Genomic DNA, 18,298 nt, shown 5'->3' with positions numbered 1-18,298 from the left:
AGCAACAAATTCCTTCGGTACGAAAACGACTCGAGCCCGCTGATATAGCGAGCTCGAGTCAATTCTTATTCGGTTCAAACGACTACAGCCACGAAGAATCGGAGAACAATTCGTCGACCGTCTCATCGCTCTCGTCTTCCTCACCAATCCACATCGCTAAGTAATCCTCGAGCGATTCTCGGGTCACACCCTCTCCCTCTACCAATGGACCGTAGAGCCCAGCATCCATGCCGAAATTGGATTCCTCGAGATCCAAAACCTCTATCTCCATCGCAGCTTGCTTCTCTCGTGCCAACTCGAGATAGCGAGCATTCGACAGTACCTCGACATCGATCGGTGTCCAAGCAACAGGTGACTCACCTTCCGCACCAGCCCCGGCATTGCCGCGATTGTTGATGAAGTTGATCACGTCGAGCACGTCCAGCGGGTCGGTTCCACCGCTTCCGTTGACGTCCAAGAATGGAGGTTGCCCAAAATCATCGGGTAGAGTTCTGGATCCGTTGAAGTTGATGTCGTTGACGATGAGGAGAACGTCGATCGGCGAAACGAATCCATCATCATCGACGTCGTACCGATTCGTCGGGTTCTGGTGAAGCGACGAAACAACACGAAGGGTAACCGTTGCGAGATTGCTTGGCTGACCAGTCCTATCCGAAACGAAGTATTGGAAGGTCGCGACACCCGTGAACCCGTTCGGCGGCGTGTAAAGGATATCGCCGTTCGGTTGCACCGAAGCGCCCCCAACATCTGGTCCCGATGCAATAGTCACCGTCGCTGGATCGAGTCCTCCAACTGTGTCAGGATCGAAATCGTTGCGTAGAACATTGATGGTTGCTTGGCGATTGCGAACGATCGTCAACGTATCATCCACGGCCACCGGCGGTGTGCTCGAGTTCACCGTTACCGTCGCTTCGTTTGAGAACGCTCCTAGCGAATCGCGGAACCGATAGGTGAAGGTATCTGCCCCGACATAACCAGTGTTGGGTCGGTACTCGACACGCCCTGTCGACAGAACCGTCACGGTGCCGTTGACTGGCAACCGACCAATTTCAATGGTCCGGACATCGATACTCGAATCGATATCCGTGTCATTGGCCAATACATTGAGTGATGTAGCTTGACCGGCAGCGATCGAGAAGGAATCGTTCACAGCAATCGGCACATCATTGATTCCGGTTACCGTCAGCGAGACCGTTCCAAGATTGCTGGTCAAGCCAGACGTATCTCGGACCGTGTAGGTGAACGTATCCACGGCAGCTTCACCAACTGTCAGCCGCTGCAATTGCTGCGCTCCACGCGGATCGTAAACGAAACCACCGTTCGCGTTGAGGGTAACGGTTGCTCCCAAAGCCGTTGTGATCGAACCGCTTGACAAGATCACCGTCAAGGTATCGTTTGGCAAATCGACATCGCGATCATTTTCCAAGACACCAGGAGCCGCGATGTTTAACACCGCATCTTCCGTGGTCGTGTAGCGATCGTTGACCGCGAACGGGGCATCGTTCAGCGGTTGGAGATCAATCGTAAACGTCTTCGGTGCCGAGCGATTGACGTTCGGCGAAGAACTTGGTCCGTTATCAACTCCAACCACGAAGACTTGAACCGCTCCGAACGCATCGGCTGCAGGTGTAAAGGTCAAGCGACCACTTGCGTCGATCGCTGGCTGGACCAGGAAGAGGGAATTGTTGCTGTTGGTCACTTCAAATGTGACGCTTTGCCCCGCTTCGTCCGTACCCGTTGGTGGAAGGGAGTTCATGCCTTCCGCTCCGACAATTCGGTCCACGAAGGGCCCGCTGTATGGACCGAGGTCCTCGTCATAAACGATCGTGGGTCCCAGTACAAATCCGGGGGCATCATTCAAGGAGCCAACGGAAATGGTCAATCGATGCACCGAGGAAGTATTGACGTTGTCGCCGCCAGTCGGACCATTGTCGACCGCCAACACATCGACGGTAACAATTCCATTTACATCGCGAGCGAGCGTAAAGGTCAATACGCCATTCGAATTGATCGATGGTTGCACTGCAAAGAACGCAGGGTTCGATGGAGTGGCCGTAAACGAAACCTGTTGTGCATTTGGACCGCTCCATTCGTCAGGAGCATTGATCGGCCCCGCCAAAATCTCCGTAGCCCAAGGCTGGCTGTACGGTGCGGAATCCTCCAACACACTAACGTCCAATCCAGGAGCAAACTGAGGAGGATCGTTCACCCCGGCGGTTCGAATAATGATCGTACCGGTCGCGCTTCGCTCCGGCGAACCATTGTCTGTCACGACGTAGCGAACGATATCGTCCCCGACCAAATTGGAAGGTGGCGTGTACTGGAACGAAGTGATCACTCCACCAGAGAAGATCGGCACTACCGACCCGCCTCGTTCACTGGTCCGTTCGATTTGAGTCATTCGGACCGTTTGTCCTTCTACCACTCGCTCATCTTCGGGGCCAGGTTGATCCAAATTCAGAACGTCGGCAGCTTGAACGGTAACCACTCTATCTTCAGTGCCCGCGACAACGAACACGTCAGGAATCGGAGGATCGTTTACAGGAGCAATATTCAAGGTGAACGAGCGAATCAACGACACATTGGTGTTAGGCGCTGGACCGGCAACCCCGCCATCCTGAAGCTGGAACGCTACGACGCGGCTGATATTCGCAGTATTCGAATTGACATTCGCACGTGTGCGGAACGAAAGCGTGCCATCGGCTTGGAGGGTCGGTGGGATATCGAATACGTTCGGATCGAACTGTACCAAATTGAAAGCCAGCGTCTGGCGTCCTTCGTCTGCCGCGGTAGTCGGCCCCGGTCGGATGGCGCTCGCAAAGCCAGGCAGCGAAACGACACCTTGATCTTCGACGACATCCAAGTTGGTAGGTAGCGTGAACTCCGGTGCATCATTGATCGCATTGGCTACGATCGTGAAAGTCACGATCGGTCCCAGATTCGTATTCGGTGCCGGCGAGTTCGCTCCATCGTCAATCAACCGCGCCGTCACCACCGAAGTCCCGTTTTGATCCGGAGCCGTTTGGAATGTCAGGCGGCCGGTAGAATCGATCTGCGGCGCCTGAGCAAACAATCCAGGATTGCTGAAATTCATTACAAACGTAAGCGTTTGCGTCGCTTCATCTAATGCTGTGATCTGACCAGCCACCGTATTGGTCGCAGGCCGAACATCCACAGCAAAATTCGGAATCGAAACCAAACCAACGTCTTCAATGACTTCCACACGATTCGTGCTCAATGCGGCGAACGGTGCATCGTTCACGGGAGTGACGTTCACGACCAATGTCCTAGAAGCCGATTTTGGAACTGGCAGCCCATCTTCTTGACCGTCGTCGGTCGCCGTGATGATGATGTTAAGCAGACCAGGTACCCCGCGAAGTGCAGCAAAATTGCTGTTAACATCTTGGCGATACTGGAATTCCAAGTCGCCGTTCGCATTGAGACGAGGTAGGACTGCATAGAGATCCAAAGCTTCCGGTGGAACGCTCACTGTTCGGGTCACGGTTTGAGCTGTCAGCGATGGTGGCAATTCATCGACCGCGGTCGATGGCCCAGCGAGTTCATTGAGATAGAAAGACGGGAACGTTTGCAACGGTGCGTCTTCTTCAATCGTCAATGTGTTGAACGAAAGATCAAACTGCGGCGGATCGTTTACTTCGGTGACGCGAATGGTAATGATCTGGCTTAGCGATCGATTCACGTTCGCAGGCGGAGTCGTCGACGGGCCATTATCGACCGCATAGACTTCCACCAAGATATCCCCGTTCGAGTTCAATCGATTCACGTCCGGAGCAAGCTGGTATTCGAAGACTCGATCCGTTCCGGTTCCAACAATTCGTGGCTCTACCGCGAATCGCCCTGCAGGTGCCAACACGATAAAATCGAATGCCACCGATTGCGACAACAACTCGTCAATTGCAGTCGAACGCGCCCCGGCCACACCGTTGACGATCGGATACGAACGCAACGCTGGCGTCGGATCCTCGGCATGCTGAAGCAAATTCTGCGAGAGAGTGTATACCGGAGCATCGTTCACGGGCTGAGCCGTGATCGTCAAGGTATGCACAGTCGATCGATTCACATGGTTGACCACTCCCCCCGAAGGACCGTTGTCGATCACGACCACTTCAACGATGGCTGACCCGTTTGCATCTTGTGCCAGGGTGAACGTGAGCGTTCCATCCGGCGCGATCGCAGGTGCTACCGCAAAGAAATTCGGGAAGTTGGCAGGGGGTGTCACTTGGACGGCAAACTGAACGGTTTGCGAGGACTCATTAGCAGGCCCAGGAGAAACGTCTGCCGCCCAAGCTTGCGAGTAAGCCGCATCGTCTTCCAAAACAACAACATCGTCACCCGGTGTGAATGTTGGAGCGTCATTGACATCCAAGACACTCAACGTAATCGTTCCAACCTCGCTCAACTCTGGATTGCCACTGTCCGTGACCGTATAGGTCAACGAATCTGGTCCGAAGTAATTTGCAGGTGGCGTGTAGTCGAAGGATACGATCCGATCGGTCGTGCCATCGAAAACGGGAACAATCGTTCCACCTTGTTCGGTCACCAAATCGACTCGTGTGATGCGCAATTGTTGAAGCTCGATTCGATCTTCGTCGATCGGACCGGATCTATCCCCCGCGAGTACATCGCTCGATTGGATCGTGAGAACAACATCTTCGACGGCTTGAGCCGAGTGTACATCCGGAACCGGCGTGTCATTGACCGGAGTCACGACAACTTCGAACGACTTGCGAACCGAGCGATGCACATTGCTTCCGCCTTGCGGTCCGTTGTCGACCAATTCGATCTCGATCAACGGATTGACGGCTGGCGTCACCGCAGGATCGCTGACCGGTGCGTTGTAGTTGCTGTTCAAATCGGGGCGAACTTGATAGGTCAAGGTTCCATCGGCGCTGATCGTTGGAATCGAAACAAAGAGGTTGGGGTCCCAACCGACAACTTCAAACTGAACGGTTTGATCTCGATTCTCGTCTTCTGAAGTGACCGTTCCTGGACGAATTCCCGTAATGAATCCGGGGACCGTGACCACTCCCGCATCTTCCAATGAAGTGTGGGTCGCGGGGACCGTGAACTCGGGCGCGTCATTGACCGGCTGAATCTGAATGGTCACTCGTTGCACCACCGAGCGATTGACATTCCCTGCAGCATCATTCAAACCGTCGTCGATCGCGACCAATTCCAAAACAATGTTTCCAAGACCATCGGTATTGAGGAAGTCGCCACCTGCATTGGCCCAGTTGATATCTGGTGCCAGCGTGTATTGCAAGGCTCGCGAGGCTCCCGTCCCCACCACCGCGGGTGCGACGGTAAACAGGCCCGCTGGATTGGGATGATTCGCCACGATGTTGACTTCGAAGCTCGATACCGTTTGCGCGGTCGAACCGGACAACTCATCCAGCGCCAATGCGGGGCCTGGAACCACGTTTTTCACGATGCTGTATGTTCGTGCCGCAGGATTTGGATCTTCCACTTCGGCAATCAGATTCGTATCCAGGGTGAACAGTGGACGATCGTTGAGCGGATTGATAGTAATCGTCAACAAGCTCGTAGATGTCAACGGATTCGCATTGATCAACGGGTTGACTTCGGAAAGTTCGTTCGGACGAACAACCCCAGTGCTTCCGTCGTCTTCGATGGTCAGCGCGATCACGACCTTCCCGTCGATGAGATCGTTGTAATGATCACCCGGATTAAAGGTAATCGTATTGTTGACCAAATCGACGCTGATCCCGTCCCCTGTCTTGCGTGGTGTCACGAAAGAAGCCGCGATCACTCGCAAGTTTTGACTTGCTTCGTTCGTCGCAACGGTTCCATCGCTATGTCGACCGCGTAGATCGTTCGCAGTAAACAGCGACGCATTCCACGTGATCGTCTGGGTCGGATTTGTCTCGACATCGGCAATATCTTCGCTGATGGTGATTTCGTCATCCACGCCTACCGGGGCATCGTTCACCGGTAGCACATTGATCGTGACCGTCGCTGGCGTGTTAGAGATCATCCGTGCATCGCGGACTTGGTAAACGAATGTATCGATACCAAAGAAGTTGCGATTGGGGGTGTACCGGAATGCACCCTTGAATTCCCCTGCATCTGGTCCGGATGTCTCGGGCAGAAACTCGATCGTCCCGTTCTGCGGAGCGACAACTGGATCAATGGTGGCCGTGAACGGATCCACATCGTATACCCAGATCTCATCAGCATCTACGTCGTTGGCCAAAACACCATCGGCTCGCGACACATTGAGAACAGTGTCTTCGAGAACGCGGTATTCGAGTGACGGCGTGCTTGGGTCGTTCGTCGCAACTGGGGGCAATCCCGGCAGGACCTCGATGATGTAATCTTCTACCTCGCCACCGAGCGCCAGACCGGTTGGTGACAGCCCCCCGGTCGTGCTCAATCGGAACCGAGCCGTGGTGTAACCAATCGCTGCACCGGCAGGAGTGATGAAATTGCTAAAGGCATTTGCCCCCGCACCGACGGGCACCGAATCGAGCATCTGCTCGCCTGGGTCGTTGAAGTCGTTGTCTTGATTCCAGTCGATCCAAACATCGAGGAATCCAGCACCAGACGCCGTTACCGTCGCTGTGACAGGGGTTGCTGACGCGTTGAAGTAACCTTGGAAACGAACTCCATCTTCGTCATCGGCCAAGATTCGAAGTTCTGTTCCTGTCAATGTAACCTGAGGTAGATTCAATCGACGCGAGGTGATTGCTGCGTTGATAGCATCGCGGAATGCCGCCGCGATCACTGCATCGGAATCGGTTAACAAATTAACACGAACTGCGACGTTTCCAGCGGCCAAGGCGGTGGGAGTCCCGGCAGACGTATCGATCACTTGGAAAGAGATAACGTTGCCAGAACCGTCGGCAATCGTCAAGGATTGACCGTCCAAAAGGTTATTTCCGGAACCGTCCGTCTTCTGCACCGCTACAGAAAGTGTTCCCGTGTTGTCACGGCGAATTAATCCGGCGACGTCCGACAGATCAAAGCGATGATCGAGGGTTCCGTCTAGCGAAATCACATTGCCGCTTCGTCGTGCGACGATGTTGAATAAGCGTCCCGTTTCAATCGCTTGCGTGTAGATCGCAGCTCGCAGCGTTTCCGCAATGGTATCGGCGGAATCTGCAGGCAGGACAGTCACACCGATCTCGCCCGCTCCGAGGGTCACCGTACCATCGGTGAATCGGAACACAACGGTGTTGTTCACGTTGTCGCGAATGGTGATGGCCCTTCCGACCAAAGCCGCGCCGCTTGCAGTGGTTACCAAACGAGCGGGGCCAGATTGACCAATGGCGAAGGGTAGGCCCGTCGAAAGGATCACACTGGAGTCGTTGTCGTCTCCGTCCGCCGCAGGACTTGTCACTCCATTGGTGTCTGCATCGACATATTGCCCCAAGACTAGCAATGGCTCATCGATCGGATAAATCGTGTGACGCGCTCCATTGAGAGCAAGTAGAGTGGCACTATTCGCACCAGTCCCTGCACGCTCGATGGCGTCTCCGTAATCCAGCGAGACTTCGGGCATCGCGATAGTGAATTGCGTAAGGGAGTTGGCTCGATTCGCTCGAAGCTCATTTCCTGCTAGATCCCGAATAGGAGCGATCGCCAAAACCGGGATCGGGGATGTCACCGAGGTTGCCCCTGTGATCATCAACGTGTCATTCGCAAGCGCAAACGTCGCGACCCCTGCATTCACAATATTGGCTGCAGCCAAGGCCTGCATGATTCGACCTGTCAAAACGGTCGCGCTCGTTGTATTGCTGAATGGAATGGCGGTCGCACCACCCGTGACTCCGTTCCCAGAGTCGAATTCCAATACAAAGGTGCTAGCGCCTCGCACGATCTGAATTTGCTGACCATCGGTGATTGCGCTTCCGGCAGGTACCGCAAGTCGATGCGATGCTTGGTTTACCAAAGTGACTTCGTAAACGCTATCGCGACGCCAAAAACCACCCAATGGGGTAATACGAATCGTTCGGCTGTTCACGCTATAGCCGAAAATGTAGTCGGCACCAGAAACCAAACGACGTCCATTTTCGGTCACGATCACCGTCGCATCCAATGCTGTCGCCGGATCGACTCCTGTTCCCGAGCTCTCATCAAGCAAAATCTCAAAGAAGTCGTACGTGCCCGAACGGAGGATCAAATTCGTCGGAGACAAGTCGCCGTCGTTGTTCGCCGCATCGTTGTCCAACGGATTCAGCAGAACAGCCGATGGCCCAACGAAATCGACACGGTCGATCGCACCCCGATCGATAAAGACGTTTTGGCCCAAACCAGCAGGAGTATTCACGGCAGGATCGTCGCTGCGACGGAGTCCGTTGACATCCAAACTCGGAGCCAAAATCGAACTCGTGGGCAGTCCAATCGCTGCCTTCACTTGTTCGATACTCGAGCGGTTTTCCAACGAAGCGACGGACGAATCGATCGCTTGCGACAACGCTTGGAGATAGAACCGACCGTTGGCCGGATCGTTGAATAGTGGGTCCGTTGCCCCAAGGCTAATTGCGAAGGATTGCACCAACCCAGCGGGCGATGTATTCGCACCGTTGAGCTTGTAGATATTTCCACCTACCTCGGTGCCGCTTTGGCTATTCGCCGAAACAGATACACCTACTCCAAAGTTCGAAATGGCATTGTTGAGGATCGTGGGAACCGCTCCCTCGTTCACGTTAATGCCCGTTCCAGCGCCCGTTCCGTACAGCGTATTGTTGAGAACTCGCGCTACCGTACGAGGTGGTTCGCCATTGTTGTTGTTTCCGGTGTCACCGCTGATACTGATTCCACCGGCGACGTTACCATAAAGCACGTTGTTCATCACCACGACGCCAGGCGCGACGTTCGAGGAGTTGAAATTGACCAAATTTCGAACCGCACCAGGGTAGGGCTTGGTTCCCGTCTGGGTCGACCATAGCGATTGCTGCTGGGCGGCCGCATCCACGTTGATGCCAAAATTTTGAGAGTTGCGAACAACGCTTGAAGAAACAATGAATTGCCCCTGATCCCGAATCGAGTTCGAATCGCCGAGATCCTCGCCAAAACCGGTTTCTTGACCAAACCGAATGAAGGAAAGCTGAGCCCCTCCATTCGTGAATCCGAGGACCCCACCGGCCGTATCGGCAGCGGCAGAACCATTCAGGAAAATGACCAAGGATCGCGCTGGGTATTCGCCACCAAAGCCGCTCATATCTCCGCCCGTCGAGGCGGTAATCTTCAAGACCGATTGGGCCTCTGGACTGTTGATCGCATCTCGAATCGCCCGCACGATCTCCACTGCGGTCGCGTTCGGTAAAACCGTAATGGGAATGCTGCCAGATGTAACAGTTGCTGCAGGATCCGAAGTCGAAGTGATCACGTTGAACTCGAAACGAGCCGTGCTCGATCCGTCGCTCAGAGTGAAGAAAGCTCCATCTCGCAAACGGCTCGCTGAATTGAACTGAAGTGCATAACTCTTGGTCAACCGATCATTCGTGTTGAAGGAACGACCATTGGCCCCGGCGATAAGCAATTGAGTACCTGGAGGCGTTGTACCGTAATCGGCAGCCGCTCGAATCTCCAACTGATAGGTTCCCGTTTCGACTTCGTTCGCACGCAATCGTGTGACGGGGTCCAGGATCGGCTCGTAGAACGGCGTTGGAACGAACGTGGAGTTGTTCGCCGGCGCGTTGTACATCACTTCGCCTCGCTCAGCGAAACCGATGATGATGTCATCGATCTGGAGGCCTTCAAAGTTGTTCTGCTGGGCTCGGAACGAAGAGGTGAACCGGGGATTGGGAGTATCGGCTGGCCCGAATCGATCGCCGATTCGACCATCCGTAATGATCAATCGACTGGTATTCGCAACTGCAGTTTGAAGCGAACTGTGGAAGAGGATCGTGTTCCCTCGAACGCGGTAAATATCAATATTGTTCTCTTGGCCAGCGATATTGAATGCTCTGGCCAATGAGGTTCGAACGGCATCTCGAACTTGAATGGCCGTCATCGCGTTGGTGATGTTGACCGCTTGAGCTCCCGGTGTAACAACACCTGGTTCCCCAATGATGATCGCTTTGTCTGCCCCGAGGATGTCGTAGTCTCCAACAGCCGTCGGCGCTGGCAGCGGGTTTCCGGCTCGAGCCGTTACATTCAAAACGTTACGCGTTGTTGCATGGCGGGCGACGGTGTACCCGTTGGCCGTCAGCACCGCGAGCACATTGTCGGCAACTTGCTCAGGCGTCTGCGTCGCGGAGAACGGAATATTTTGAGCACCTGCAACGTTGGAGAACGTTAGTAGCTGCGTTCCGATCTTGATCTGATCACCCGTCTTGAGACTTGCGCCGCTTGGCAGGTTGAGTACCAATCCCAGATCGAACTCGAATGTCGTCCCGCCGAGCGTGAACGTATTCGCATTGGCGCCGACGACGCCATCCACACCGCCATCAAAGAACCGGTCCCCAGAGACAGCCGTAATTTCGATCCCGTTGCGAGTTGCATCGGGCTGCAAGGAAGCGTCCAAAGTTCGGAAATCGCCACCCGTAGCAAATTCGAAGCGGAGCTTGACATCCCTCAAACCAGCAACGGTAGCCAAGCTAACGCGGGCCTGTCTCCAACCTTGGTTATCGAAGAACTCCGATGTGATCGGTGGCTTGCCAAACGGGTCCACGTTTGGAAAGTTCACCCCTGTGTTGCTTACATCGAATTCGTCCGAACCGTTCGTAAGGAAGTTATCCGCGAAATCGGAGCGCGTGCTATTGGTTTGCGGTGCATTGTTGGTCCCCAACAGAGTCCATTGTCCATCTTCTGCCGACACGTACACACGGAATGTGTCCAACGCAGCTTGGTTGTCCCCAATCGCGCTATTGCTGTCCTGGGTATTCAAACGGTAATTAAAGTACAAGTAGGGCTGATCATTGGCGGAATACTCTCGCAAATCAATGACCGCGCTCTCGATAGCACCTCGGGCCCCCCCTGGTGCGGCAACCGTGTTGTATTGCAGAGGGGTGTTGTAAATGCCGCTATAGTTGCCGGACTGAACTCGCTGGTTCGCATTGGGATCTGCGTAACCGAATCGGAGCGATACGTTGGTTCCCGTCTGAGCATCGCTAGATTGGTTGAATATGGCTGGTCGACCGTGGCCCGCTTCGGCCGAATTTCGTTCGGTCAAATGCCACAAATTGGTATCCAACGATGAGAAGCTAATGCCGGATACATTGTTCAAGCCTGCAGATTCCACGTAGCTCCTTGCTCCAGGGAATATGTTCTGCAATACGCCACTGGTATTGAATGCGTACATTCTTCCGTTGGAACCGACCCCGAACAGAAGCTGGGAGTAATTGATCGCACCTTCGACCAAATTCCGTGGCCCTGCGGTCAGACTCGTGAATTGGATCGGTTGATTCGAATCAGGGTCGTTGATGACCACATAAGAATCCGAGAAGACGTGCCGCTGCGTTAGGGACGGGGTCAAGCCCATCAGTTCGCCTGCGTTGGTCACCGCGTAGAGTCTATTTCCGATCGAAGCGAGACCGGAAACGTTACCATTCGCTTCGGTATAGCCGACAACGTTATTATTGACATCTGTCGTTCCCGCTTGCTGAACGAAGAAGCCCGACGCCATTTGATTGGTTCCAGCTCCCCAGCCTCGCTGCGCCGCATTCAACCCATTGCTTCCTGACGGATTAAGCGCCGCTCCCAGCGTCCCATCGTACGAGCTCAACCGGTACAGGATATTGCGGGAAACAACGGGTTGGCCAATCCCGACTGCAGTGGGTGTCCCGTTGACGATTCCAATAATCGGCTGGAATCCTCCTCCGTTGCGAGAAGCAACCCCCCAGAAGGAAGCAGCCAGCGCTCCTCCCCCTAAATCGGTCGTACCAACCGTCGAGAATGCTAAACCGTCAAACGTCAAACCAACCCCGTTGTTACCGCCGTTGTTCGGGACTTGTATCACTTCGAATGTAGGAGGATTCGAATTCGGTGTGACGCGTGTAGTCGTCGTCGTCAGTCCGCTATTCCCCACTGCCGGAGCGCCATTACCGATATCCAGACCGATAAAATTGCCGGAGTTCGCATCGGTCAACACACCCCCGGTGGCTTGCTGATAGGCAATTCCCCGTCCATCCGGCGTCACCGCCATGTCCAACATGGTCGTATTGGCACCGTAGTTCACGGCGCTCGTGCCGTTGGTGCTGTAGGTGGCTTCAAGGACCCCGGTCAAAGGATTGTTGAAGTTGACGTTTCGTCCCGTTGCGGTGAACAGCGTCACGTCCGAGAAGTTAAACGGAACGGCTGACGAGGCTGAGAATGCAACTTGGACGGGTGCTGCATTGGTCGATGGTCTAGCCGCTGGCAACGTATCGAATCGATCTTCCGAGATTCGTTGGACGGAATCGATAGGCTCGACACGCACGCTCGCGAATCCGCCTGCATCGACGTCGCTAAACTGTCGCATGCTCACATGGCTCTGACTCTTGTTCGTCACCGCGACGATATACTCGCCTGGCGGCAGCTCAATTGGACCGATGTATGCATCGCGTGTTCCCATCGACCCGCGAGTCAGATCGGAGGTGTCCGCTCCTTTTTGGGCAGCCGGTTGATCGTCGTGGATATTCGAATCATCGGCCATGAGAACCAATGTTCCATCCGGTCGGAAAACCCACAGTTGCGTGTTGGCTCTCGCCAAGCCATCGGCGTAGTCGACATCGAAAATCACCGAAACGTGTGCCGACGGTGTCGTGCTGACTTGTTGAATCGAATCGCGAGCCGCTGTGAATCGGAAGAAATCGATATCGTTCGCGGCAGCAAACTGCCCAGCAATCGACATGCTCGCTCGATCCGATGAAAGCAAATTACCCAAGACCTGTGCGGTTGCGAGAGCATTGTTGGTCTCAGGGCTCGTCTCGCCATACTCACCCACCAGCGGTGAATGGATGCCGACGCCACGCGCCTCGATCCCGGTCGATGCAAAACGGATATCGGCGTATCGAACCGTGGAGCCAGAGATTTCTTGCGTCTGTTGCAATCTCAAATGGAGCTTGTATTGCCCGACCGTAATCCCCGCCCGCACCAGACTGGGGTCCGTCAATCGGGTAATACTCGATCGATCCACTCCACCAGGCCCAGGAACCGGTGACACATTGCTGCTGCGAACACGAACGAAATAATTATTGATGCTGCCAGCTGAACCAGGCAATACAACACGGAATCCCGCATCGAGTGGATTTACCCCTTGGAAATCCGCATCGGTTCCCGAGAAGGAGTTGGTCGGCGCACTCACCTCTTGATCCATCGGATTGGCGCGCCCAACGGGAATCAACGCAGGGTTCGAGAAAACTGCCGACGCGAGGGACTCGTTGAGGGAGTTATTGCTTTGTGCGATGATCTGACCATTGGCATCGATGATTTCCACCACCGAATCCAACGTTCCAGACGTCTGATCTATATCGAACCAAACAGTCGTCCCCGCAGTCCCAATGAATCGATAAACGTCCAAATCGCTCGGCGAAGCAATTGCACCCGTCAAGGTCACGCCAAGCCGAAGATTCTCATCGCCGCTCGACAGATTTGGCGCAATCGTTCCGACGTCCTCCGCCGTGGCAGGGAAATCGTTGGACCCGACGCTCGCGAGCAAATCGGGCTCTCGTTCGTACGATTGGTCGACGTTGCGATCATTCGAGAATGGCTCAAATCGGACAGACCGCCAGCTGCCTGGCGTAGGAACTGTCGCGCTGCCATTGTTGTTCGTGTCCAACATTGAACGACCAGCGAAATCGAAACCAGCCCCGATCGAATCGTCCGCAAGACTGGTGAGCACTACCGGGAAGCCTGGACTGCCCAACAACTGCAATGTTCCGCCAATTCGATCGGTAATGTCGAGCGGTCGACCAGCTGCTGTGAACCCAGCGTTCGCCCCATTGAGCTTCACGACCAAACTTTCGTCGGCGCGACTTGTGAGCCGCAAACCGCCGTATGTATGGAAGTCCGGAATCACGATCTCATTTTGGAGAACGTGCACGATATCGGTATCGTCCCAAACGCTCTCGGTGGTCAATGTTCCGCCGCGCACGGTCATCCCGTTGATCGCGTTACCACCCAAGCGATTATTGCTAACGAGGGGACCAAAATTCCCCAAGCCAATCGGCTCACGGGAGTTCGAACCCGTCGAGCGGCCAAAATCACGAACGGACTTGAAGTTGAGCGAGTTGGCGTCGATGCTGATCGCCGACGTACTCGCCCCCAAATTCCCTGTTCCTTGGGAATTATTGCGGATCACGTTGTTGATGATGACAGGCTGGCTTGCCAAGACAAAAATGGCGGCTTCATCGTTCTGCCCACGCGCATCCCGGTTGGTCGTTCCAGGTGTTCCACGACCGGACGCGTTGTTTTCAATCAAGGAATTTGCAATGCGGGCTGTCGACTGATGGACTTCAATTGCATTGAAGGAGGCGAATCCCCCCGGCACGCGAGAGTTCCCACCCCCAAAAGTAATGACCGTATTGTCGAGACTCAACTCACCTAAATGGCGAGTGATAATCCCAGCCCAGTCTCCCAACGCGCCAACGCTGCCGTTTCCGTCGTTGTTCGTATCCAAACTACCGCCTGCACCGAAGCGGTCATCGAGTCGCGAGGTGAAGACGATAGGCTTCGCTTCCGTTCCCTCCGCGAGCAATGTCGCGCTGATGCCCACTTCAATGCGTCCCCCAAGGGCTTTGATCACAGTCCCGGGATCGATCACCAAACTTGCATCGCGTCGCGCTCGACTTACAGAGGTCAAGCCCAAGGTCTGAAGGCCACCGGCGATGGTGCTACCGTTGTCGAAGTATTGATTGTCATCTCGGTTGAGATTAGCGACCAATCGATAGACAGGCGATCCGCTTCCGTTCACTTGATTGTTGTCGCGTCGGTATAGTTTCCGACCGACATAATCCAGTGTCGCTGTAGGCAAATTATCGAGTCGGACGGTTTGGCCTACTGCAACCAATCCAGTTGTCACCGCGCTCGTGAGGCTTTCTTGTCCAAATCGGTCGACGTAGGTCATCAAATACTCGACCGCAGTCGCCGCAGCAAAACCAGGAGTCGCCAACGAAACGGGATTGAGGGTTACCAACGAGATGTTGGGCCGTAACGCTTCGCTCCCCGCGCCACCCGGCGTACCTTGGATAATCAGATTTTCCCCAAGCACGACGGTGATCTCGGAGTCGTCGATCCGTCCAGGAACCGTCAGTTGCTCCAATCCTCCACCGGCGGTCGTATCGATCTTGATAAACAAACCATTGATCGAATTATTTTGAACAACGTTCGATCTGATATCAGGTCCAACCCGAGTGTAGTCCGGGATGAATGCACCGACATGCTGGTAACGTGGCTCGGTGAAGAGCGTTTCTTCGAAGCTGTTTGGATCCGCGCTGATCGCAGCGTCGCCGCTTCGGGTGATGATGTTGTTCAGAATCAGCGGACGCGCTTCCGACAAATCAATCGGACTGACCACGCGCGCCAATGCACCTTGCCCGACCTGACCACCACCGAATCGGATATCGGCGTTGGAGATGGTGTTCAAGAAGACACCTTCACGCTCTCGGTCGAATCGCCCCTGAGCGCGATCGAAATCGTTGCGGATCTCAATCCCGCCCCAGTTGCCTGCAGAGGGGTTGGTAACCAAAGGATTGGTGTCTTGCCCCAACGACTGATCGTTGTAACTGGTCATGTACACAGGCAGCCCCGGTACACCCAGCACTTGAATGGCCGAGCTGGAGCGATCGGAGGTTGAGTCATTGCTTCCGACCAAAATGCCGGATCCACCAAATTTGAGAATCGCTCCCGCGTCGATCATCAAAGTCACGCCGCGCGGGACATTCAATGTCGCACCGTCGGAAAGCGTTCCCACAGCCGCTCCGCCGTCGCCGATTTCGTAGGCGCGGTCATCGGTCAAACTATTGGGCGTTCGGTTATCCCCTACCAATCGAATGATGTCGCCAGGCCGCGCCGCTGCCGTCGCATCCGAGATTCGTGTGAAGGGCTGTGACAGCGAACCGACTTGAGAAACCCCTAGATACGCTTTGTCGACGTAAAGAGTCCGAGCGGGCCCAGAGGCTGGAGGAGCGACAATACCTGCATAGGGAGCCGCCGATCGGAACCAGAAATTGAAATCTCCGCCCGCGACCCCGTCTCCATCTCCATCCAAAGCGCTGCCCATCGCAGTGGAGCCTGTCTTCTGCTCCACCATTTGCCCAATGATCGTCGATTTGAAATCGAATCGAAGCTGGTATTGGCCTTGGCTAACAGCCCCGCTCCCCGTATTCGAAGCAAGGGGATTGTTGTCTTCATTTCCTTTGCCGGTGACGGAAATGAAATACTCACCTGGTCCTAATTCAGCTTCGATAAAGGAATCGTCGCTGAAATAGTTGTTATTCGCGTTGACGATCGTCAAGGAACCATCCGCCTCCCGCTTGAACAAAGTCAAGTAGGTATCGAGGTTGCTTGAATTGTTCAGTCGCTCTGCAAACGTCTCAATACGAACCGTACCTGCCTGGGATACGGGAACTTCAAATCGGTAGAGATCCACATCTCGATTGTCTGGTCGATACAGGTGCTGACCATGAATCACATCGGCGTTGGCCGGATAAATCTGTTCTAGAACACCACCCGTGCTGGCCGTGCTATACCCCGCAACGTTCGCAGAACCCATGATGGTTCCGGGTGGCAAATCGTATGTATGCCCGTATCCCAGCACGTGTCCGACTTCGTGCATGGTCGTTTCAAAGAAGCTCTGGGTCCCGGGAATATTCGAACCTTGACCGAACGAGTTATCCCATTGCTCGGACGCGTCCATGATGGCTAAATTGCCACCCGCAACTCCGATCACGTCACCGGGACCACTCACGATACCCAGGGGGGCCATATCCCCCACGACAACTTGAATATCTCCACCTTGGACGGCCCCGACTCGTTCGACGAAATCAATGCCTAGTTGAGCGGAGAAGAACTCGAATACCTCGCGAACACGTTGGCGTTGGTCGGAGTTAATCGACGAAAACAACGGTCGCCCCTGAACGTCTACACCATAGGACTGATTGTCCATGAAGCTATAGAAACGAGTCGTGATCTCCGGATTGCCATCCGTGCCTTCGACATGGCTTTCGTCTTGGATATCCCGGTGCCCCGGTTCCAAATTGTTACCCGGGAAATCCAGTAGGAGCTGGTTTCCTGCCAGCGTGCGAATTTCTTGGGTGATGATGGTTGAAAACGAACCATTCAAGGTACCCGTTCCTACACCCGTCACGTTCACGGCACCGTTCAGCGTACCAGCGGGATCAGCTCCCGGAGTTAACGTATTGGGCGCTATGGGGGCCAGAATATTGGCAACCGGTGCATTGGAACCAACTCGCAATCGGAACGTTCCGCCTCCTGAAGTGCTCGGCAGCGAATCGATATCCTGAGCAAAGGTCAGCGTGGCTTTTTTAAGGACCGGATCATAGGAAATCGAAGTCGGCTCGAAGACTTCATCGTCGTTCGGGCTCACGGTGTCCTTGGTCAGAATCAACTTGTAGAACTGTCGATCGACAACAGAAGGATTCGCGCCCAAACCGGTCGCAATCGCCTGATCGTACAGCTCGTTGTCATTGAAATAGACTTCGATGTCAGCTCGCCTTTGCGAAATCGCGCCATTGCCAGCTCGATCGATGGGTTGCGGCACGACGGCGATGATCTTCGTTCCCAGTTCCAAATCGAACGAGAACGTATCGCGATCGGTTCCCGCGATGCGAGGGAGCAACGATTGCCCGGCGGCATTTTGAATAGGAGTCGGGCTACCCACACCGAGAACTTGCACGCTGTACAAATCGTCTGGCAAGGGCTGAGAGAATCTGGCAATCACGATCCGGTTGGATTCACCGAAATTCAAAAAGGCAGGTATCTCGCGAATATCTGCAATCGGATTGGAAGCACCGACCGACGCTCCAAATGCTCGGTCCCCACCGGAGCGAATGATCTGGATACCGTTTGCAATCGAACCCAACGTAACGTCCGAATCGAATCGCAGAACCAATTCCCGCGGTGATTCATTTAACGTATTCTCGCGCGTGACCGATAGGAGCTCGCCAGCGTTCGGTGCGACCGAAAGGAGACGCGGGCCATCTGCCGCCATAAGATCTCTTCGTTCCAGTCCTTCGCAAACCATCCGGCGAAATTGCTCTCGCTTGGTTTGCACGAAGGATCGAATTCGGTTGGCGGACTTCGATGCGTCAATACCCATGTTGACCTAACCTTTGAAGGCTTTTGGATTAGAGATTTGGTAGGTGTGTGA

At 54.6% G+C, this 18,298-nt stretch carries 1 protein-coding gene; it reads right to left on the bottom strand.

Features of this window, described 5'->3' with window-relative positions:
* Nucleotides 1-82: 82 nt before the first annotated feature.
* Nucleotides 83-18,247 carry a tandem-95 repeat protein gene (locus SH467x_RS17200; protein WP_482368332.1) on the bottom strand — a complete coding sequence of 6,055 codons (18,165 nt, stop codon included), beginning with the start codon at nt 18,245-18,247 and terminating at the stop codon, nt 83-85.
* Nucleotides 18,248-18,298: the final 51 nt, after the last annotated feature.

It is taken from the genome of Brakhagea slesvicensis, assembly GCF_052161625.1.
Taxonomy (GTDB): Bacteria; Planctomycetota; Planctomycetia; order Pirellulales; family Pirellulaceae; genus JBKCUI01.
The sequence above is the reverse complement of the archived record's forward strand: the minus strand, read 5'-3'. Positions and strand labels throughout refer to the sequence as shown.